18 protein-coding genes and 1 pseudogene are annotated in these 19,311 nt (G+C 67.3%); 3 read left to right on the plus strand and 16 right to left on the minus strand.

Annotated elements, in window-relative coordinates; translation table 11 throughout:
• Positions 1-205: 205 nt before the first annotated feature.
• The 13 genes and pseudogenes from ACTXPP_RS10830 to ACTXPP_RS10890 all read right to left on the minus strand — a co-directional run bounded on the left by ACTXPP_RS10830 (position 206) and on the right by ACTXPP_RS10890 (position 12,723).
• Positions 206-592: a VOC family protein gene (locus tag ACTXPP_RS10830; protein WP_443342107.1), complete on the minus strand. Its 387-nt coding sequence runs from the start codon at positions 590-592 to the stop codon at positions 206-208.
• A 68-nt stretch (positions 593-660) separates the two neighbouring features.
• The gene (mutM, locus tag ACTXPP_RS10835; protein ID WP_443342108.1) at positions 661-1,545 is read right to left on the minus strand and encodes a bifunctional DNA-formamidopyrimidine glycosylase/DNA-(apurinic or apyrimidinic site) lyase; all 885 of its coding nucleotides are present in this window, start codon (positions 1,543-1,545) and stop codon (positions 661-663) included.
• Between the two features lie 10 nt (positions 1,546-1,555).
• Entirely contained in the window at positions 1,556-2,287 is a 732-nt protein-coding gene (gene rnc, locus ACTXPP_RS10840) for a ribonuclease III (RefSeq protein ID WP_301497505.1), read from the minus strand.
• Positions 2,287-2,898 carry a YceD family protein gene (locus ACTXPP_RS10845; protein WP_443342109.1) on the minus strand — a complete coding sequence of 204 codons (612 nt, stop codon included), beginning with the start codon at positions 2,896-2,898 and terminating at the stop codon, positions 2,287-2,289. Before ACTXPP_RS10845 ends, rnc begins: the two co-directional genes overlap by 1 nt.
• Before the next feature lie 37 nt (positions 2,899-2,935).
• Positions 2,936-3,691 carry a DivIVA domain-containing protein gene (locus ACTXPP_RS10850; protein WP_301497509.1) on the minus strand — a complete coding sequence of 252 codons (756 nt, stop codon included), beginning with the start codon at positions 3,689-3,691 and terminating at the stop codon, positions 2,936-2,938.
• A 183-nt stretch (positions 3,692-3,874) separates the two neighbouring features.
• The gene (gene coaD / locus ACTXPP_RS10855) at positions 3,875-4,366 is read right to left on the minus strand and encodes a pantetheine-phosphate adenylyltransferase (RefSeq protein WP_301497511.1); all 492 of its coding nucleotides are present in this window, start codon (positions 4,364-4,366) and stop codon (positions 3,875-3,877) included.
• Positions 4,367-4,494: 128 nt separating this feature from the next.
• Positions 4,495-5,073 (minus strand): RsmD family RNA methyltransferase, encoded by a 579-nt coding sequence (locus ACTXPP_RS10860; protein ID WP_301497513.1) that lies wholly within the window; start codon positions 5,071-5,073, stop codon positions 4,495-4,497.
• Positions 5,070-5,321: a biotin/lipoyl-containing protein gene (locus ACTXPP_RS10865; protein ID WP_301497515.1), complete on the minus strand. Its 252-nt coding sequence runs from the start codon at positions 5,319-5,321 to the stop codon at positions 5,070-5,072. Before ACTXPP_RS10865 ends, ACTXPP_RS10860 begins: the two co-directional genes overlap by 4 nt.
• A 10-nt stretch (positions 5,322-5,331) precedes the next feature.
• Complete coding sequence (locus ACTXPP_RS10870; RefSeq protein ID WP_443342112.1) at positions 5,332-6,771, minus strand: HNH endonuclease signature motif containing protein; 1,440 nt, start codon at positions 6,769-6,771, stop codon at positions 5,332-5,334.
• A gap of 161 nt (positions 6,772-6,932) precedes the next feature.
• Entirely contained in the window at positions 6,933-9,227 is a 2,295-nt protein-coding gene (locus ACTXPP_RS10875) for an ATP-dependent DNA helicase RecG (protein ID WP_301524585.1), read from the minus strand.
• Entirely contained in the window at positions 9,228-10,850 is a 1,623-nt protein-coding gene (locus ACTXPP_RS10880; RefSeq protein WP_301520212.1) for a DAK2 domain-containing protein, read from the minus strand.
• Positions 10,851-10,939: 89 nt separating this feature from the next.
• Positions 10,940-11,584: pseudogene (locus ACTXPP_RS10885) on the minus strand (uracil-DNA glycosylase); the annotation flags it as partial.
• A 53-nt stretch (positions 11,585-11,637) separates the two neighbouring features.
• A complete protein-coding gene (locus ACTXPP_RS10890) occupies positions 11,638-12,723 on the minus strand; it encodes a thiamine-phosphate kinase (protein ID WP_443342115.1) in 1,086 nt (361 codons plus the stop codon).
• Between the two features lie 69 nt (positions 12,724-12,792).
• On the opposite strand from ACTXPP_RS10890, the gene ACTXPP_RS10895 reads away from it, so the two are divergent.
• Positions 12,793-13,929 carry a DUF3515 domain-containing protein gene (locus ACTXPP_RS10895; RefSeq protein ID WP_443342116.1) on the plus strand — a complete coding sequence of 379 codons (1,137 nt, stop codon included), beginning with the start codon at positions 12,793-12,795 and terminating at the stop codon, positions 13,927-13,929.
• 51 nt (positions 13,930-13,980) lie between these two features.
• Complete coding sequence (locus ACTXPP_RS10900) at positions 13,981-14,871, plus strand: arginase family protein (RefSeq protein ID WP_301496595.1); 891 nt, start codon at positions 13,981-13,983, stop codon at positions 14,869-14,871.
• A gap of 63 nt (positions 14,872-14,934) precedes the next feature.
• On the opposite strand, the gene ACTXPP_RS10905 is transcribed toward ACTXPP_RS10900, so the two are convergent.
• Together ACTXPP_RS10905 and ACTXPP_RS10910 are read right to left on the minus strand one after the other, a co-directional pair.
• Entirely contained in the window at positions 14,935-16,065 is a 1,131-nt protein-coding gene (locus ACTXPP_RS10905) for a D-alanine--D-alanine ligase family protein (protein WP_301496593.1), read from the minus strand.
• A 22-nt stretch (positions 16,066-16,087) separates the two neighbouring features.
• Positions 16,088-17,119, minus strand: a complete 1,032-nt coding sequence (locus ACTXPP_RS10910) for an NAD(P)H-dependent glycerol-3-phosphate dehydrogenase (RefSeq protein WP_301496592.1) — start codon at positions 17,117-17,119, stop codon at positions 16,088-16,090.
• 152 nt (positions 17,120-17,271) lie between these two features.
• Here ACTXPP_RS10910 and ACTXPP_RS10915 point away from each other — a divergent pair, with 152 nt between their 5' ends.
• Positions 17,272-18,309 carry an NUDIX hydrolase gene (locus ACTXPP_RS10915; protein WP_301496590.1) on the plus strand — a complete coding sequence of 346 codons (1,038 nt, stop codon included), beginning with the start codon at positions 17,272-17,274 and terminating at the stop codon, positions 18,307-18,309.
• Positions 18,310-18,331: 22 nt separating this feature from the next.
• Here the strand turns inward: ACTXPP_RS10915 and ACTXPP_RS10920 are convergent, their stop codons facing one another.
• Positions 18,332-19,237, minus strand: a complete 906-nt coding sequence (locus ACTXPP_RS10920) for a VOC family protein (protein WP_301496589.1) — start codon at positions 19,235-19,237, stop codon at positions 18,332-18,334.
• Positions 19,238-19,311: the final 74 nt, after the last annotated feature.

The raw sequence follows: 19,311 nt of genomic DNA on the forward strand, positions 1-19,311 counted from the left end.
CAATGCTTGAACGACCCCGCCGTTCAGCCTCGACCGTCGCATTCGCCATGCAGCCCGCGAGTTCTTCCGAGGAACCTGCAGAATGCAGGGCACCGAAAAAGAGATCTTTCAGCGCTTTCGGACGCAGTTCGACCTGGTCATTTCGGTTACCCGGTGTCGTACTCTCGCTCATCCTGCGATAATCTCAAGCGCTGCCCACTCGCCACTATTCGTCGAAAGCGGCTATCTCCCAGAGGTGCCCGTCAGGATCCTTGACATACCCGTGGTAGCCCCACTCCTCTTTCACCGTCCCACTCGGAAGCGAGCCACCCGCCTGGACCGACCTCCGCAGTAGGCCATCAACCTCGTCGGCGCTGTCAGCCTGGTAGGTCAGGCTGATGCCGGAATCGGACGCCGAGCTATTCGACTGCCCGGCAGTCTTGTTGAACTCGGGACGCAGGAACACCACGAGCGTGAGCTCGCCCTGAAGCTCGAAAAGCACGTGGTCACCTCCGTGGGCACCCGCCCCAAGGCCCAGACCGTCCCGATAGAACGCAGCTGATCTGTCGAGGTCATCAACCGCCAAAGTCACAATATAGAGGTTCGGTTTCACCATCCCATTCTATCGAATGATCGCGATCGCTCACCAGCATCGTCCCGCACCCCCTGGGCCACACGCGACTACCTCCGCTGGCACTCCGGACAGAAATGCGAGGAACGGTTGGTCCACTGCTCCCGGACGATCGGCGTCCCGCACCGTGGGCACGGCTCGCCCTCGCGGCCATAGACGTTGAGTGACCGGGAGAAGTAGCCGGACGCGCCGTTGACGTTGACGTACAGGTCATCGAAGGACGTCCCACCGGCTGCCAGCGCGCGGCTCATCACCTCGGCGGCGGCGTCCAACAACACCATGACATCGGCCTGACGCATCGCGGTGGCCTTCTTCCGCGGATGCACCTGCGCGGCCCACAGCGCCTCGTCCGCGTAGATGTTCCCGATGCCGGAGACCACGGTCTGGTCCAGCAGGACGCGCTTGATCTCGGAGCGCTTCGTCCTGATGACACGGGCGGTGTGCGCGGCGTCGAAGGCAGCGTCCAACGGATCCACGGCAATGTGCGGCACCGGGTCAGTGACACCAGGGGCGGTGAGCTCCCAGCGTCCGAACGTGCGCTGGTCGACGAAGCTGAGCTCCAGTTCCCGCCCGGTGTCGGCGACCAACACCGAACGGATGCGCAGGTGCGGTGAGGTCACCTGTCCCGGCTCACCGAGCAGCATCTGCCCGGACATACCGAGGTGGACCAGGAGGCAGCGTCCTGAATCCTGGTGTGAACCCTGACCTGATCCCTGGTGTCCGCGCGGGTACTCCAGGTCTATCCATAGATACTTGCCACGCCGCCTCAGGGCGGTGATCCTGGCGTCCTCCAGGCCCGCCTCGAGCGCCGCGGCACCACCGGGCTGGCCACGTACCGCGCGCGGGTGCAGCACCTCAGTGCCGATGACCGTCGCACCGGTGATGTGCTCCGCCAGACCGCTGCGGACGACCTCGACCTCGGGAAGCTCAGGCATGGTTGTGGTGTCAGCCCAGCGACTTGAAGGCCTCGCGGGCGGCGCCGTGCTCGGCCTCCTTCTTGGTGTGGCCGACCCCCTTGCCACGCACCGTGCCATCGAAAGACACCGTCGCCCGGAAGGTCTGGTCGTGCGCCGGGCCCTCGACCTCCGAATGGTAGGACGGGGTGACCCCCAGCTTCAGCTCACTGATCTTCTCCAGCAGGACCGTCTTCCAGTCCATGGTCAGTCCCGTCGACGGTGCAGCGGTGATCCGGGAACTGAAAATGCGCAGCACCGTGGCCTTCGCCACCTCGAAACCATGCGTCAGATAGATCGCACCCAGCATCGCCTCGACCGAGTCGGCGAGAATCGAATGCTTGTCCCGGCCACCGGTCATCATCTCGCCACGGCCCAGCAGGATGTGCTCGCCCATGCCCAGCTCGCGGGCCACCTCAGCCAGGGCGTACATGTTGACCACGCCGGCTCGCATCTTCGAGATATCGGCCTCGGTGCGCTCCGGGAACTCCAGGTACAGCTGCTCCGCCACACTGAGTCCCAGGACGGCATCGCCCAGGAACTCGAGTCGCTCATTGTTCGGCAGGTTGCCGTTCTCGTTGGCGAACGAACGGTGTGACAAGGCCAGCCGCAGCATCTCGTCCGGCAGCTCGACACCCCACGCCTCCAGCAGCGGAGCGTGATCCGTGCGGGAGAACGCGGCGTCCAGAGCCGCCTGGCCGGTCAGCCGACGCTTGCGTGCCATCAGGCGTCCTTGTCGGTGTCGGTGGCTGTGCCCGCTGTGCCTGCCGTGTCTTCGGTGTCTTCGGTGTCTTCGGTGTCTTCGGCAACCTCGTCGAGCTTGCCGGCCAGGCCAGCCCACCGCGGGTCGACCACCGTCTCCTCCCCCGAAATCCCGTCCGGGGCGGGGATGGCATCATTGCACTCCAGGCCGTAGTCCTCGCACACCGGGTTGAAGGGCAGAGTCAGACCCGCCTCGTCGACCAACAGCTGAGTGATGTCGACGCGATCCTCGTCGACCATCAGCGGCTCCTCGCCCTCCTCAGCCTCATCGCCCCCGATGAAGTCAGGTGTCATGCCGAAGACATCGCTGATATGCAAGGAGTGCTCGACATCCAGCTGGTTCAGGCAGCGGGAGCACTGGCCGGTCACCCGGGCGTGCACCGTGGCATCCACCAGAAGCGACTCCCCCAGGTTCGTCAGGTCCGCCACAACCTCCACCGGCGTCCCCTCGGCAACTCCGAGCATCTCACCGCCCAACCGGACCGGAGCGTCCCCGGTCGTCGTGACGTGGTGCGGAACTCCGACCGCCTGCAGCGGCTCGCGGACATCAAGGAGAAAAGGATCGTTGCTCACACCATGTTTCTACCCTTGACACCCACCGGTGCGCGAATCAGTCGCGGTACTCGCCGCGTCCCGACTCCCGGCCGTACTCGCGACCACCGTCGGAGTGACGGTTACCTGACGCCCCGGCACCCTTGCGCAGTGCCGCCCTGTCCCGGGACACAGTGCGCAACGTGCTGGTCAGGGACTCCTCGAACTGAGCCAGGGTGGAGTCGACGTAGTGGTCACACTCGCGACGCAGTCGGTCGGAGTCAGAGTGCGCCGACTCGACGATCCGGCGTGCCTCGTCCTCCGCCACACGGACGACCTCGGACTCGCTGACCAGCCGCTGCTGCTCGGCGATACCCTCGTTGACCGAACGCTCATAAGAATCGTTACCGGCAGTGACCAGACGCTCCGCCTCCGCCTCAGCGCGGGAGGTGGTCTGCTCGTACTCGGAGCGGGCGTCGCTGACCAGACGGTCCGCCTCGGACTCGGCGCGGGCCACCGTGGTGTGGGCGCGCTCCTCGGCGTCGGTCACCATGGCCTCGGCCTGGTTCCTCGCCTCCTCGAGAATCCGGTCGCGTTCCGCCTCCGCGTCACTGACCAGGGTCTCGGCCTTCACCTCGGCATCATTGATGATGCCGTCACGGTGATCGAGGACGTCCTGCGCATCGTCCATCTCCACCGGGATCGCGGTGCGAACCTCGTCAAGAATGTCCTGGACCTCGCGTCGCGGGACCATACAATTGGACGTCATCGGCACGCCGTATGCCTGGTCAACCATGTTCTGGAGATCATCGAGGCCCTGGAAAGTCTTGTACATGCTGACCAGCATGCCAGAAACGCCCCGACCTCACCTGTCTGACACGCGGCCGTCCGGCACCCGGCGATTTCCCGCCGTCTGCGGAGGACGCTTTTTCTCCTCTTCAGCGGGCGGGCTCGACGTATTCAGGGCGCAGACACGACGCGTGCACGACGCGTCGGAAACATCCCGAGTGCCTGTCCGCTACTTTTCAGCGTAGGCCGCCGCAACTGCCTCGGCGACGTTATCCGGCAGTAGGCCGCTGACATCCCCGCCGTACTTCGCGACCTCCTTGCAGATCGTAGAGGAGACATAACCGAACTCCGGGTTGGTCAGCAGGAAGTACGTCTCGACCCCCGACAACCGCTGGTTCATCTGCGCCATGGGCAGCTCATACTCGTAGTCCAAGGAACTCCGCAGCCCCTTGACCATCGCCGGAATGTCATGCGCGGTGAGGTAGTCGACCAACAATCGGTCCCACACGTCCACCGTGACCCGTTCCGCCTCCGGCAGGCCGGTGGCCTTCAGAGAGTCCTGAATCAGCTTGACCCGCTCCTCGGCGGTGAACAGGCCCGACTTATTGGGGTTGTAGGTCACCAGCACGGTGACTTCGTCGAACGTCCGCGCCGCGCGGGTGAAGATGTCCAGGTGGCCATTGGTGACGGGATCGAAGGATCCGGGGCAGCAAACTCGCATGCCCTGATCTTACTGCCACCGGCACCGGGTGCAGTGCCCATACTCAGCCAATCCCCCGCGGAACGGCCTCACCCGGCAGTTTCCTACCCGCCGGGTTCCCACACTGTGGTGCCCTACCCAACGGCGACTTACTCCGCGGCGTCTTCGCCGCGCCAGATAGCCATGTCCATCCTCGCGATACCGTAGGTGCGCTTCTTCAGCTTCTGATTCGTCTTCACGAAACCGGCAGGCCAGTCGACCTCGGGGGAATCGACGTGGCGCTCGACGACCACCACGCAGTCCTCCGCCAACGTCGGGATCAGCGTTTCCACCATCTCGTTGATCGCCTCGTCGCTGAGAATGTACGGCGGGTCAGCGAGCACCATCGTGTAGTGCTCGCGAGGTGCCGAAGCAAGGAAGGTCGACGCCTTGGTCTCGACCACACGAACATCAGGGTGACCGACGACATCGGCGTTGTCTCGGGCAACCTCACAGGCGCGGTGGTTGTCGTCCACCAGAGTCACCTCGCGGGCACCGCGGGACGCTGCCTCCAGGCCCAGCGCACCCGAACCAGCGAACAGATCCAGGACGACTTCACCCTCGAAGCCGAAGCGCACCTGCAACGAGGAGAAGAGTCCTTCCCTCGCCCGGTCGGACGTGGGCCTGGTGACGTCCTCGGGGACGCGGATCTTCCGCCCACGAGCATTGCCCGAGATGATGCGGGTCACTGGCCCTTCCCCTCACTGCGCTCCTCGCGCTCCTCATCAACCTGCTCAAGAGAGAGCAGCAGGTCGCCTCCGGCGACGTCGGCGAAATCGTCGACGGCCCGGCGGCGCGCCACTCCGGGCCCCGGAGCGTCCACGGTCGACTCAAGCTTGACGGCTTCGACGACGGCCAGCTGCTCGCCGGTGTCGACGACCTGTCCGTCCTCGACCGTGAATCTCACGATGCCTGCAAAAGGGGCGAAGATGTCCATGCCCGGAAGCTTAGTGCCCACTGTCGTCCGGCGGGTCCTCGGGGACCGGCTTCCGTGCCGTCCTTCTCACCCTGCGGATCTTGACTCCGGGCGTGTCCCAGAAGGCGAGACAGACATTCGCTCTCGGGGCGCGCTCTCGGTCCTCGGACACCGGCGGCACCCAGTGGACGCGGTCACCGCTGCCAGCTGGTGCCCGGTGGGTTTCGACACGATCCGGGTTGTCCCGGAGGTCGTTGACCCGCGCGTGGTTACCGGGGTCTGCCAATGTCAGATTGTGCAGATCCGTCTCGCCGCCGTGCTCCCACCCGTCGATGTGGTGGATGTGGCAACGAGCTGCCGGCGTCGAGGACCCCGGCGCGGAGCTGCCGCCCTCTTCACCGAAAAGTGCCAGGTACTGGGCGAGGCTACCGAGCCGCTGTGATCGCCCGAGCGACAGTGTCTGCCCCTCGAGGTCCATGACCTGGCAGAAGAAGTTCTGCGCCTCCGTACCTTCCACCAGTGTCGAGACCGGAATTCGGGTCCCGACGTCAGTTGGCGCGACCCCTGTTCCCGCAATCAACTGGTCAAGGGTCATCGCAGCAACGATAGTGGTCTTCCCGCGGCCCGGTCGCATCGTCCCTTCCGGTCCGTAACCGGCGGCGAGCACCGCAGCAAAGGCATCGTGCTGACGCTGCTCCGGCGTCCGGTTGTCCTCGGTGGGGTCACATCCGCCATCTACACCCACCAGCGTTCCTTCAGCGTCGATCAGCGAACCAGCCGTGGCATAGTCAGCCATCAACCCCTGCAACGCTGCCGCCGACTCAGGGGTGAGCAGACCTCGAATCGGAGTCATCCCGTCGTACTGCTGTTCGCCAACGACCAGCGAACGCATCCGTTGATGGTCGCGCTGTGTATAGGGCTCGTCCTCCCCGACCAAGCCCAGCAGCCAGGGGCGGATCCGGCGAATCTGTCCGGGCCCGTCCACCTGCAGTGCGGGCACGAGTTCACGGTCCACAACCGCCGTAATGCGCTCCTGACTCGGCGCCGGCAGCGCATCCAGCGCCCGATCGAGTTCCGCGACGGACTCGGCACCGACACTCCCAGCCTCCACTGCCTCTGCCAGTGTCGGCATGTAGTGCTCAGAGGGAGCTGTCGGATCCGCTCGGAATGCGTCGCCTCGCGGGTCGAGTCGCCGCACGGCCCGCACCCTGGTCCGGGCATCCCGACCAACGATGTGCATCCGGTCGACGAGCCAGGAAACCTTCTTGGACTCCTTCTCGGGGATCACAGCCTCATGGGCACACAGGAACCGGGTATCCACGACAGCCATGCTCCGCCTGGCGGATTCAACCTCCCGGAACATTGACTCCCGCTCATCGACACCGAACCGGTCCCAGGCGTCCTGCCCCTGGGCAACCAACTCCTCGGCGGCAGTGACGAACGCGGAGACCGCAGTGCGCAGGCCTGCCATGCTGCCACACCCGCCAACCTGTCCGACCATGACCCCTAATCACCCCGCTCACGTCCAGCGCCAATCCACCGGTACTTTTGTCTTGAAACTCACCTTAGTCAATCGAACACCCATTCGTCAACGGCCACTTCGTAAATACTGCGGCCCCCTTTCCGCCCTCGTCAGTTCCGCTCGATGTAGTCCTGGTCATCCACGGTAATGTCCGCAACCAGCGACCGGGCCAACTGCTCGTCGTAGGCGACCAGCTCCTCGGCGTACCGACGCGCCTCGAACACAATCTCCGAATCGACCGAAAGATCGAGAATCTTCACCCGTCGCACCCGGTGCCCGGACTGCTTCTCCCCCAGTACGTCGCCCTCGGTCCTGCTCCGCAGGTCAAGTTCAGCCAGTGCGAAACCGTCCCGCGTCCCCGCCACCGCCTCGAGACGCTGGTAGGACACCACTGCCTGCCTCGTCGTACCCTCGGCGTCCGGCATGATGTCCGTGCACAGGAAACACATCGACGCCGCCTCGCCACGCCCGACGCGACCCCGCAACTGGTGGAGTTGGCTGACCCCGAAATTCTCGGCCTCCATGACCACCATCACCGTCGCCTCCGGGATGTCGACGCCGACCTCGATCACTGTCGTGGAGACCAGGACGTCGATGCGTCCGGATGCCAACCCGTCCATGATCTCGGCTTTGTTGTCCATCCGGCCGTGGAGCGTGCCGACGCGCAAGCCCCGCAACTCCCCACCCTGCAGTCTCGTAGCCACCTCATCGACGCCTCCCTCCCCCTCGATCCTCGGCACGACGATGTAGGTGCGGTGTCCCTGCTCTGCCTGCTCCCTGATCACCGCGTACATCCGGTCGACCCAGGACCTCTTCCACATCGGGACGACGAAAGAGTTGATTTCGCCACGTCCCGCCGGTGCGGTTTCCAGGGTGCACAGTGTCAGGTCGCCGAACATCGTCATCGCCACCGTCCGCGGGATCGGTGTCGCGGTCATCACGAGCAGGTGTGGGGTGCGGTCCACCGGCGAGGTCTCCCGCAGCCGGTCGCGCTGACGCACGCCGAACCGGTGCTGCTCGTCGACGACGACCATCCCCAGGTCGAAGAACTCCACGGAGTCCTGGATCACCGCGTGGGTGCCGATGACGATGTCGGCGGTACCGGAGATGATGTCGAGCAAGGCTTCCCGCCGCTCCGCGGTCGACTGGGATCCGGTGAGCAGGGAGATGTTCACCCCGCTTCCCTCGAGGAGTCCGCCGAGAGTCTGCGCGTGCTGGGTTGCCAGCACTTCGGTCGGCGCCAGGAATGCACATTGCCCGCCGGAGTCCACCACACGGAGCATCGCGAGCAGGGCGACGATCGTCTTGCCGGATCCCACATCGCCCTGGAGCAGCATGCTCATCGGCGTCGTACCGGACGCCGCACCGGACGCTGCCGCCGTCGCTTCGCCGGACGCCGCGCCAGTCCCGGCGCCCTCCATCGCCGCACCGATCTCGGTCAAGGCCACCGTCTGCGAGTCGGTCAGGGTGTACGGCAGCTTCTGGATGAGCGCGGCATATTTCGACCCGGGGCTCACGGGTACGACGGCACGGCCGGTACGCGCAGTGCTGTCCTCCCGTCGCAGCGCCATGACCAGCTGCAGCGCCAGCGCCTCATTGAATTTCACCCGGGTGCGGGCAGCGTCCGGCCCGTCCTCCGGGGGCCGGTGGATGTCGTGGAGGGCGGTACCGGCCCCGATGAGCTCGGCACCGTCGATGACCGGCCACGCCGGCGCGCCCGGGACCGTCGCCGAGGGCAGCATCTCCGGGGGGCTGGCCATCGCGTCCAGGACGTGGCCCATCACCCCCAGCAGCTCGGCATTGTTGGTTCCGTGACGCCGCGGGTAGGTGGGGAGCCACGGCACGGAGAGCAACTGTTGGGCGGCACGCATGCCACCGGCGACGTCGACGATGGTCTTCAGCGGGCCGAAGGCCCCGAACGCCGCCTCGTAGGCTTCACCGGTCAGCGGCTCCCCGTCGACGACGGGCGGCGGGTGAAGGGTGATGTAGCTGGGGTTGCGCAGCTGCCATTCGTCGCGGAACAGGCCGAGTTTCCCGGCCAGCATCACTTTCGCACCGATGGCGATGAAGGGCTGGTGCGAGCGCACATTCCCGAAGAGTGCCGAGGAGAAGTCGACCCCGTCGACGCGGAAGCGGAAGTTGAGGATCTCGCGGGGGCCGCGTCGACCGCGGTTGTCCTGGACCTGCGTCCAGGTGATTTCGGCGAGGCAGGTGAGGTGGTCGCCTTCGACCAGTCCGTCCCCACCGTCGCTCATGGCACCGGTGCCGCTGGTATGGACGTAGGACGCCGGGAAGTTCAGCAGGGCATCAGCCATGGTCACCAGCCCGGGTTTCCCGGCGAGGGTACGGGCACGGTCGGGCGGGATGACCTGACTCAGCGGCCGCGGATCGTCCCAGCCGAGCATCTACTCCACCCCCACCTGGGCGCTGACCCCGAGTCCGGGGGCGCGGTAGCCGTGAATCTCGATTTCGGTCCCGTCGGCGGCATGGTCCTGCCGCAGGGCGTCTTCGACGGATATGACCTCCTCGGTACTCCATTCCTGCCCGTCGGCCTTGTCTCCGTAGAGGACGGTGACCAGTTCGCCGCCGGGGATGAGCAGTTCCCGGACCTGGTTGTACAGTTCTTCGGGGCCGCCGTCCACGGTGGCCCACCGCTGGTAGGACACGGCGTCGGCCATCTCTTCGGCGTTTTCTTCGGCGTCGGCGTCGGCACTGTAGACGGCCATTGCCGCCAGTCCGCCGACGAAGCTCTCGGTGTCGACGACCATCGCTTCGGTTCCGCTGTCGGAGAGGATGTCGAAAAGCTCGGTTGTGTCCTGCCCGTTGGTCAGGACGATGCAGTCTTCACCGGCACGTTCCTTGAGCTCTGCCACAACTTTCCCGGTCGTCCCGACGGTGGCGCCGGCCTCGGTGAACACGTCACGCAGCCGCCCCTCGGGGACGAGTGCCAGAACCGGGCGCCGCAGTTCACCGGCCGGGTCGACAACGGGTCCAGTGCGTAGGGGAAGCGCCTCCAACCGCAGCTCAGAGACCTCACCGTGGGCGAAAGCGTACTCGATCAACGGCCCGCCGACGAGGGTGTGGACATGAACGCGCCAGTGCCCGTCATCGACGGGGACGACGACGACACTGTTGCCTCCCCGGTCGAGTTCACCGCGTAGGGTGTCGATGTCACCGCCGTAGGTGAACATCACCTCGATCTCCGCTGCGGCATCGGCGGGGACGGTCGCGGAGGTGGCGCCGGACGCGGCACCGGCGGCACCGGATCCGCAGGACGCTGCGGTGTCCGCGGCCGCTGCGGCGGGTGTGTCCGCGGCCGTGGCTGCGGCTGCATCTCCGCTGGCTGCGTCACTTTCCTCACCGTCCAATGCCTCGACAAGCGCATCGAGGATGACCACCAGGCCCCTGCCACCGGCGTCAACGACGCCGGCCTCGGCCAGCGCCGGCAGCTGGGCGGTGGTCTGGTGCAGAGCCTCGATCGCCGCATCACGGGACGCCGTGATCACCTCGACGATAGGCGGGTCGTTCTGGCTGGTGGAGACGGCTTCGGCGCGTTCGGCGGCGGCGTGCAGCACGGTGATGATGGTGCCTTCGACCGGGTCGGAGACCGCGCGTCGGACGAGCTTCTCGGCCCGATGCAGCATCCGCGGCACTTCAGCGACCGGGAGGTTTCCGGACGAGGTTCGGGCGGCGGTGTCGGCCACTGCCCTCAGCAGCTGGCTGAGCACCAGTCCCGAGTTACCTCGGGCGCCGACGACGGCACCGGCGGCCAGAGACGCAGCCAGGTCAGCGACGGAGGCTTCCCCGCCTTCGCCGTAGCTCATGGCACGCTGGTCGCCCGAGGTTCCCAGCTCACCGTGTTCCTGGTTCATCCGCTCGACTGCGGCCTCCATGGTGGAGGTCATGTTCGATCCGGTGTCGGAGTCCGGGATGGGGAAGACATTGAGCTGGTTGATCTCGTCCCGGTGCCGGCGCAGGCCGGACGCGGCCAACTCCGCCCAGGTGGCGATGTGTTTCGCGGTCAGCATGCGTCACCGTCCTCCCACAGTGGTGCGGTGCCGTGCAGGACGGTCCGTCCAGTCACCGCATTGTTCTTCTGCCCGGTATCCTGCCCTGCGAGGTCCCAGTCCACCGCAGCCACCCCCTGCGCCTCGAGGATCCCGTTGGCACGGGTGAAGGGATGTGAGCCGAAGAAGCCACGGTAGGCCGACAACGGCGACGGGTGGGGTGAGAGTACGCACCGGTCCCGGCCGATGACGTCGGCGACCTCCTGAGCCTGCTTGCCCCACAGGATCGCCGCGATCGGACGGGTCGCCAGATGGTTGACCACCGCCTCGGTGACGGCCTCCCAGCCCAGTCCGCGGTGACTGCCGGCCTGCCCTTCGCTCACGGTGAGCACGCGGTTGAGCAGCATCACCCCGTTGTCGGTCCAGGGGGTCAGGTCGGCGGACTGCGGACGGTCGTGCCCCAGGTCGTCCTGGTATTCGGTGTAGATGTTCTGCAGCGACTTCGGCAACGGTCGGGTCTGAGGTGCCGAGGAGAAGGACAGTCCGACTGCATGTCCGGGGGTCGGATAGGGGTCCTGCCCCAGGATCAGCACCCGGGTGTCGTCGGCGGGGTGGGACAGCGCCCGGAGGATGTTCTCCGGGGCGGGCTGGACCTGTTCACCGTCGAGGATCCGCTGAGCCACCTGGTGCACGACGGTGTCCAGGGCCGGTTCAGCCCCGCCGTCCGTCAGGATCGTCCGCCAGCTGGGGTGGATCGTCGCCAGTATGCGCCCGGCGAGCACATTGGCGTCGCTAGCTTCGCTGTCGTTCACCGGCGGTCACCGCCATGGGACAGGGAGTCCCATCCGTCGATGTAGGCGGGAATCTGTCCGTCGACGGTCACTGTGGGGGTGGCGCCGATCACCGGGGTGGCGGCATCTGCCGGTCCCCCGGCCGGATCCGCAGCCGGATCCGTTCCCGCACCCGATGCCACCTCGCCGGTGCCCTTCCCGACCGTGCCCAGGAAGCGGTACCCGGCCGGGGGCTCCTGGTCGGTGGTGGCCAGCAGGGTGTGGTCCTCGCCGCCGGTGAGCACCCACTGCAAAGGGTCGACGCCGAGAACCTCGGCGGCGTAGTAGAGCTGGGCGTCCGGGGTCAGTGCCGCCCCGTCGAGGTCGATGGTCACATTGCTGCGCCGTGCCAGGCTCGTGAGGTCCTTGAGCAGACCGTCGGAGTTGTCGGTCATGGCCTTGACTCCGGCGGCGCGGGCCACCGCACCGCGTCCGACCACCAGGGTCGGGGCGCAGTGCCGGCGGACTAGTTCCTGCAGCACGGCATCATCCGGCACCGCGTCCCGTGAACCGAAGTACCGCAGGATCGCCTCCCCGGCGGCGGCGTGGCCGATGACACCGCTGGCGACCACCTGGTGACCGGGTTCGGCGGCACCCATGGTCAACGCCGGGTCCGGACCGGCGATCAGGCCGATCGCGGTGATGGAGATGACCAGTTGGCTGGAGGTCACCACATCCCCGCCGACGAGTTCCACCGCCCACGGCGCGGCGGTGGAGCCGATCCCGGCGGCGATGTCCCGGACGGTGTCCAGTGGCAGGTCACCGGGGGTGGCCAGTGACATGAGCACGGCGGCGGGACGACCTCCCATCGCCTGGATGTCAGCGAAGTTCTGGGTGACGGCCTTGACCCCCACCTCAAAGGGGGTGGACCAGTCGAAGCGGAAGTGGACGCCGTCGACGAGCACGTCGGTCGTCGCGATGTAGCGGGAGTTGGGCGGGGCCGGGTCGAGCACCGCGGCGTCGTCGCCGTTGATCTCACTGGGGGCAGCCTGCTGGATCGCGGCAATGGTCGCCGCTTCCCCGGCGTCCGCCACGGTGAGCTGTCCGGAACTCTCGCCGGTCATCCTTCTCCTCAGGTCGTTCACGTACCGTCGCTTGTGGGCGGGACCGGGAGACTACGTACAATCATCCGCATGTCTTCACGGTCAAAGGTCACCGATCAGGGTAGCAGTACCCCCGGACACGGAAACGCTGGACCAGATAACCCAGAGAGCACAGGGAATGCAGACTCCGCCGGTGGATCGTCGCGACGCACTGCGGTGATCGCACTGATCCTGTCGGTGGTGTTCGTCGCGGCGGTGCTTGCCGGGGCGAAGATTCTCATCGACCGGAATGTCTACACGGCCGTGGCGATGGGCCCGGTGGAGGCCCCGGCCGCCGACAGCGATGCCTGCGCCGCCACCATCGACGACCTGCCCGACCGGATCAGTGATTTCCGTGATGTCGGGATCGTCGATCCCGCACCGGAGGGGGCGGCGGGCTTCCGCGACAGTGGCGGCACCGAGCTCACGGTGCGCTGCGGGGTGTCCACCCCGGGACAGTTGACCCAGGTCAGTGAGCTGACCGATCCGCAGGACGGCGGTGGGACGCCCTGGTTGGAGATCCAGGACGCCACCCCGGGTTCCGAGTTGTCGACCTGGTACGCCGTGGGACAGTCCCCGGTGGTGGCGGTGACGACGGATGCAGACCTCAGCGTCGGTGACCTCACCGGCATCGGCGAGGCGGTCACCGCGCACGGCTCGGCGGAGGATGCTCCGGAACCCGCCCCGATCCCCCTGTCCGACCTCGGTGACACCGACGACTCCGACGGCACCGACGGCACCAACGGCACCAACGGCACCAACGGCACCAACGGCACCAACGGCACCAACGGCACCGACGGCACCGACGCAGCGTCCTGCCGGGCGTTCGAGGACGCCCTGCCGGAGACCATCGGCGACTACCAGCGGATCACCGAGACCCCGGACTGGGCGGGCAACCGTGGCCTGGACGGTGCCATCGTGTGGACGGCGTCCGGACGCGAGCCGGTCGTCCTGCGGTGTGGGGTGTCGCTGCCGGACTCCTACGAGGCCGGTGCGCAGCTCACCCAGGTCAACGACGTGCCGTGGTTCCAGGACACCGCCTTGGTCGAGGGATCGACCGCCGGGGTCTGGTACGCACTGGGTTATGAGGAGCTCGTCGCGGTCTCCCTGCCGACCGATGCCGGGGACGCGGTGATCACCCAGGTCTCCCGGGTGATCAGTGACACCCTGGAGAAGACCGGGGAGTAACCCACCACCCTCTCTTTCACCACACCCCCACTTGAGCGGACAGTTTCCCCGATGTCAGACATCACCACCGATCCCACCACCCTCCGTCTCGTCTGGCCGCAGTGGCAGGGCGCCGGTGCCGCCACAGTCGCCGAGCTGCTCCCCGGTATGCCGGTGGACAAGGCCCGGCGCGGATACACCGTCGGCACCCGGGTGCTGGACGCCCTCCTGCCGGAGCACAACGGCCCGACCGAGGTCGTCCCGGTCGACGGCGGCGAGCCTGATGAAGGGCCCACCAACGGTGTGGAGTCCCGGTCCGCTGTTCTGGCCGCACTGGAGGCCGGACAGCAGGCCATCGCCCGGCACCCCCATGACCGCATCCTCACGCTCGGCGGCGAGTGCTCGGTCAGCATCGTCCCCTTCACCGAACTGGCCGCATGCTACGGCGACGACCTGGCCGTGATCTGGATTGACTCCCACCCCGACACCGACACCCCGGAAACCGGGTACGACGGCTACCGCGCCATGGCCGTCAGCGCGATCACGGGACATGGCGACCCGGAGATCCTGGACCGGCTCCCCGCCCACGTCAACCCGTCACGGGTCGCCCTCGTCGGTATCCACGCCTGGGAGGACGACGCCTACGCCAACGTTGACGAGTGGGGGCTCACCACCTTCTCCCCCGACCAGCTCCGGACGGACAGCTCCGCGCTCACCGAGTGGATCGCCGCCACCGGCACCTCCCGGGTCGCCGTTCACCTGGACGTCGACACGGTCGACAGTGACGAGGTCTCCCTCGGTCTCGGGCAGATCCCCGGTGGACTGACGCTGGGGCAGGTCCGACGCGTCCTCGCCGATGTCTCCGCGGCCGCCGATGTCGTCGGCATGACCGTCGCCGAGTTCATCCCCCGCGACGTCCTGGCTGTGCTGGACCTGGTCGAGGACCTTCCCCTCCTCGACTGATCCCGCTCCCCTACGCCGCTGCGCCCCTATGTCCCTGAGCCGCTGCGCCCCACGCCCCCGCCGTCAGCGCAGCGCCTGCGCGATGAGGATGTCGAGCAGCTCCGGGTAGGCCACGCCGGTGGCTTCGAACATCTTGGGGTACATGCTGATCGGGGTGAACCCGGGCATGGTGTTCGGCTCGTTGAGCACCGGACCGTCCTCGGTGACGAAGAAGTCCACGCGGGCCAGACCGGAGCAGTCCAGGGCGGTGAAGGTCTCGACGGCGAGACGACGCACCTCGGCGACCTGGGCCTCGGGCAGCGGGGCGGGGATCTCGTAGCTGATGATGTCGTCGAGGTACTTGGTGTCGAAGCCGTAGAAGCCCTCCGGCCCGTCCTCGGTGCCCTTCAGCATCGACGGGTAGGACGCCCGCACGGCGCCGTCCGGGTACTGGAGCACACCACATTCGACCTCCACGCCGTGCAGCATCGCTTCGACGAGGATCTTGCCGTCGTGCCGGAATGCCTCTGTCTCCGCGGCGAGCAGGTCGGCCCAGTCGCTGACCTTGGACACGCCAATCGAGGAACCACCCCGGGCGGGCTTGACGAACACCGGCAGACCCAGGCGGGCCTTCTCCTCGTCGGTGAGTTCGCGCTGTTCGGTGAGCACGATCTCGTCGCCGACGGGGATACCGGCGTGGCGGGCGACGGCCTTGGTGAACTGCTTGTCCATACACGCCGCGGAGGCGAAGACACCACTGCCGACATAGGGCACGTTGGCCAGCTCGAGGTATCCCTGGACGGTGCCGTCCTCACCGTTGATCCCGTGCAGGACGGGGAAGACCACGTCGACACGGGCGTAGAGCGAGCCGTCGCCGAACCGTAGGGCGGCGCCGGAGTTCCCTTCCCCCACGTGTCCGGCGGCACCACCGGCGGCTGCCGGGGTCCCGAGGTCGAAGGAGACCGCGCGTCCACCGCTGACGGTCGGCAGTTCCCTGCCCTTGGCGGTCAGTTTCTCGGGGTCGGTGGTGCCGGCAACCCAGATGCCGGTGGAGGTGATCCCCACCGGGACCACCTCGTAGCGGTCCGGGTCGAGGTGCGACATCACGGCTCCTGCCGAGATGCAGGACACGCTGTGCTCGGTGCTCTGACCGCCGTAGAGGACCGCGACGGTGGTGCGGCGGGGCTGGCTGGTCTGGTTCGCGGGTTCAGTCACGGCCCCCAAGTGTAGCGGGAGTCTACTCAGCCTTCCGGCTGCGGCCCATCAACGCGCGGATCGCGGTGTCCACGTCGCCACCGTGGTGGCAGACCTTGACCACTTCGCGGGTGATCGGCATCTCGATGCCGTGGGCCACGGCGAGTTCCTCGACGGACATGCTGGAGATCACGCCCTCGGCAACCTGGCCCTTCGTCGCGGCACTGGCCTGGTCCAGGGACTCGCCCTTGCCGAGACGTTCGCCGAAGGTGCGGTTACGCGACAGCGGGGAGTTACAGGTCGCCACCAGGTCTCCCATGCCTGCGAGTCCGGCCATGGTCCGCTGGTTGCCGCCGAGGGCGACGGTGAGCCGGGTGATCTCGGCCAGCCCGCGGGTGATCACCGAGGCGATGGTGTTGTGCCCCATGCCCATGCCGGCGGCCATACCGCAGGCCAGGGCGATGACGTTCTTGCAGGTACCGCCGACTTCACAGCCGATGACGTCGTCGTTGGTGTAGGGCCGGAAGTAGGGCGCGTGCATGGCGGCCTGGATGGTCTTGGCCCGGGCGGTGTCCGTGCAGGCGACGACACTGGCGGCGGGCTGCTGCCGGGCGACCTCGGCGGCGAGGTTCGGTCCGGAGAGCACCGCCACCCGGGACTCGTCGACCTCGGCGACCTCGGCGATGACCTGGCTCATCCGGCGTCCGGTGGAGTGCTCGATACCTTTCGCGAGGCTGACGAGGGTGGCGTCGGGGCCGATCAGGTCGCGCCAGCCGGCCAGGTTGGAGCGCAGTGACTGGGACGGCACCCCGAGGAAGACCACGTCGGCCCCGGCGAGTGCCTCGGCGGCGTCGCTGGTGGCGGTGATCGTCTCCGGCAGGATGACGTCCGGCAGGTAGGACGAGTTGGTGTGCTGCTCGCGGATCTCCGCGGCGACCTCCTCGCGTCGGGCCCACAGGGTGACAACGGGGTTGTCGGCATCCGGTGCGTCGCCGGACGCTGCTGCAGCGTCGGCGCACACCTTGGCCACCGTCGTGCCCCAGGAGCCCGATCCCATGACCGCTATCCGAACCATCCGCTGCTCTCCCTTACTTGTCCTGGCTAGAATGACGAATGCATGATGCATCAGTGCTGTCTCATGCACGCTGCCTCTAAACATTGAACCAGACGCACGGGGCAACGGTGGTGACTCCACCTGAACCCGCGTCGACAGGAAGGCCCCTCAACGTGACGACCCACAACGGCATCGGCGACCTTTCCACTTCGCTGGCCTCACGAAACCTGCAGATCTCCGATGGCCATGTGGCCCGGATCGGCAGCACCCCCGCCGAGGAGTTCGAGCGTCCAGTCTTCGCCGCCGGGGCGGTGCTGTGGCGTCGGACGACCCCGGCCGGCCGAGGGGTCGCCGAAACCGCCGACGACGGCGCCATCGAGATCGCGGTGATCCACCGGCCGCACTACGACGACTGGTCACTGCCGAAGGGCAAGGTCGACCGTGGGGAGAACCTGCCGGAGACCGCCGCCCGCGAGATCCTCGAGGAGACGGGCTACTCCCCGACCCTCGGCTGGTTGCTGGGACACGTCCACTACCCGGTGCAGAAGAAGACGAAGGTCGTCTACTACTGGACCGCCGAGGTGACCGAAGGTGACTTCGTCGCCAATGACGAGGTCGATGTGCTGGAGTGGGTGACCCCGGAGGAGGCGTCGCAGCGGGTGAGCTACGACGCCGACCGTGATGTCATCGCCGCCGCCCTGGAGGTGCTGGCCCTGGGCTGCACCCGCCGCGTCCTCTATGTCCGGCACGCCAAGGCGATGGACCGGGACGACTGGGGGCAGGACGATCTGCTGCGACCGTTGACGAAGAAGGGGCGTCGTCAGGCGGAGGCGTTGACCAGCGTGCTCAGTGGCTACCGTCCGGGGGCGGTGGCCAGTGCCGACCCGGAGCGCTGTGTGTCGACGGTGGAGCCGGTCGCCACGGAGCTGGGGCTCGACATCGTCACCGACCCGCACCTTGGCGATGCGGCCCTGGAGCATTCCCCGCGCACCGTGATGGAGGCACTGGTGAAGGCCACGGCCGCCCCGGTCAGCGTGGTGTGCTCGCAGGGCGTGGTGATGCCGGGGGTGATCACCGGCCTGGCGCAGGACGCCGGGATCGAGATCGAGGACGTCCGGGTGAAGAAGTCCTGCGTATGGGTGCTGCACCTGGGGGCGGACGACACTCTGCTGGGCGCGGACTACCTGGCCTCTCCCCTGCCGGTGGTGTAGCTGCTTTCCCGGCGGAGGCGGATCAGACGTCGTACCGGGGTGCCCAGGTGACACCGAAGTCGTCTGTGCCACCGGTGCCACCGAGCCGGCGTCGCAGTGCCTCCGCCTGGAACGGGGTGCCGCAGCTGATCTGGTAGGTCACCGCGTCGGTGAAGGTGAAGGGCTGGTCCACCCCGGAGTCCATGGCCGTGAACCAGGTTCCGGCCAGTTGCATGTCGCTGAACATGACGGCCCCCGCCGGTGCCGGTCCGGTCTGTTCGGGGTAGTCGACACGCTCGCCCGCCCGGGTTTCCGCACCCGTCTGCTGCCCGGGCAGCACCTCCCCGAACACCTCGAGCCAGGTGTCACGGGCCTCCCCGGCACGGTTCTGCGCCGCCCCTCCGAACAGGAAGGACGGGATGATCGCCGGTCGTGGTTCACCGACCGGGTCGGTGAGCATGAGCTGCCAGCTCACCCCGTAGCAGTCCTGGATCCAGCCGTAGCGGGGGCTGAACGGGTACTTGTCGAGCGGCATGAGCACCGCAGGCTCCAGTCCGGTCCCGTAACCGGCCGAAGCATCCGACAGAGCGTCCCACACGGTGTCGAGGGCTGCCCTGGCCCGGGACCGGGCGGCATTCGCCGCAGCCGGGTCCGACTGCTCCGCTTCCGGAGTCCAGCCGAAGAACAAGGGGTCGACGTTCACGGTGAAACTCGTCGCGGGTGTCATCAATGCCGGATGACCTGCACTGTCTGCAGCATCCTGCAGCCCGATCCGGAACCCGGCGATGGAGACCTCCACGCCCTCGTCCTGCTGTGCCCCGGCCCCGACCTCGAGCCCGGCCTCCTCCAGCGGCCGGAACGCATCGAGGTAGAACCGGGCGGCGCCGACGATGCCGTGGTCCCCGGCCGGGATTCTCAGAAGCGGGACAATTCTCTGCTGAGCAGCCATACCTCCTGACTATAGCGCAGCAGTCAGCGCTGCAGCCGGTGCCAGCAGCACGGCGGTCGGCGCCGCAGCCGGTG

This window comes from Candidatus Corynebacterium faecigallinarum (assembly GCF_052264515.1).
GTDB lineage: Bacteria > Actinomycetota > Actinomycetes > Mycobacteriales > Mycobacteriaceae > Corynebacterium > Corynebacterium faecigallinarum.

Bases quoted from the DNA above. Each gene is read 5' to 3' on its own strand.
- mutM (WP_443342108.1), bottom strand. From the start codon at position 1,545: ATGCCTGAGCTTCCCGAGGTCGAGGTCGTCCGCAGCGGTCTGGCGGAG.
- rnc (WP_301497505.1), bottom strand. From the start codon at position 2,287: ATGGCACGCAAGCGTCGGCTGACCGGCCAGGCGGCTCTGGACGCCGCG.
- ACTXPP_RS10850 (WP_301497509.1), bottom strand. From the start codon at position 3,691: ATGTACAAGACTTTCCAGGGCCTCGATGATCTCCAGAACATGGTTGAC.
- coaD (WP_301497511.1), bottom strand. From the start codon at position 4,366: ATGCGAGTTTGCTGCCCCGGATCCTTCGATCCCGTCACCAATGGCCAC.
- ACTXPP_RS10865 (WP_301497515.1), bottom strand. From the start codon at position 5,321: ATGGACATCTTCGCCCCTTTTGCAGGCATCGTGAGATTCACGGTCGAG.
- ACTXPP_RS10870 (WP_443342112.1), bottom strand. From the start codon at position 6,771: ATGGCAGGCCTGCGCACTGCGGTCTCCGCGTTCGTCACTGCCGCCGAG.
- ACTXPP_RS10875 (WP_301524585.1), bottom strand. From the start codon at position 9,227: ATGCTCGGCTGGGACGATCCGCGGCCGCTGAGTCAGGTCATCCCGCCC.
- ACTXPP_RS10880 (WP_301520212.1), bottom strand. From the start codon at position 10,850: ATGCTGACCGCGAAACACATCGCCACCTGGGCGGAGTTGGCCGCGTCC.
- ACTXPP_RS10890 (WP_443342115.1), bottom strand. From the start codon at position 12,723: ATGACCGGCGAGAGTTCCGGACAGCTCACCGTGGCGGACGCCGGGGAA.
- ACTXPP_RS10895 (WP_443342116.1), top strand. From the start codon at position 12,793: ATGTCTTCACGGTCAAAGGTCACCGATCAGGGTAGCAGTACCCCCGGA.
- ACTXPP_RS10900 (WP_301496595.1), top strand. From the start codon at position 13,981: ATGTCAGACATCACCACCGATCCCACCACCCTCCGTCTCGTCTGGCCG.
- ACTXPP_RS10910 (WP_301496592.1), bottom strand. From the start codon at position 17,119: ATGGTTCGGATAGCGGTCATGGGATCGGGCTCCTGGGGCACGACGGTG.
- ACTXPP_RS10920 (WP_301496589.1), bottom strand. From the start codon at position 19,237: ATGGCTGCTCAGCAGAGAATTGTCCCGCTTCTGAGAATCCCGGCCGGG.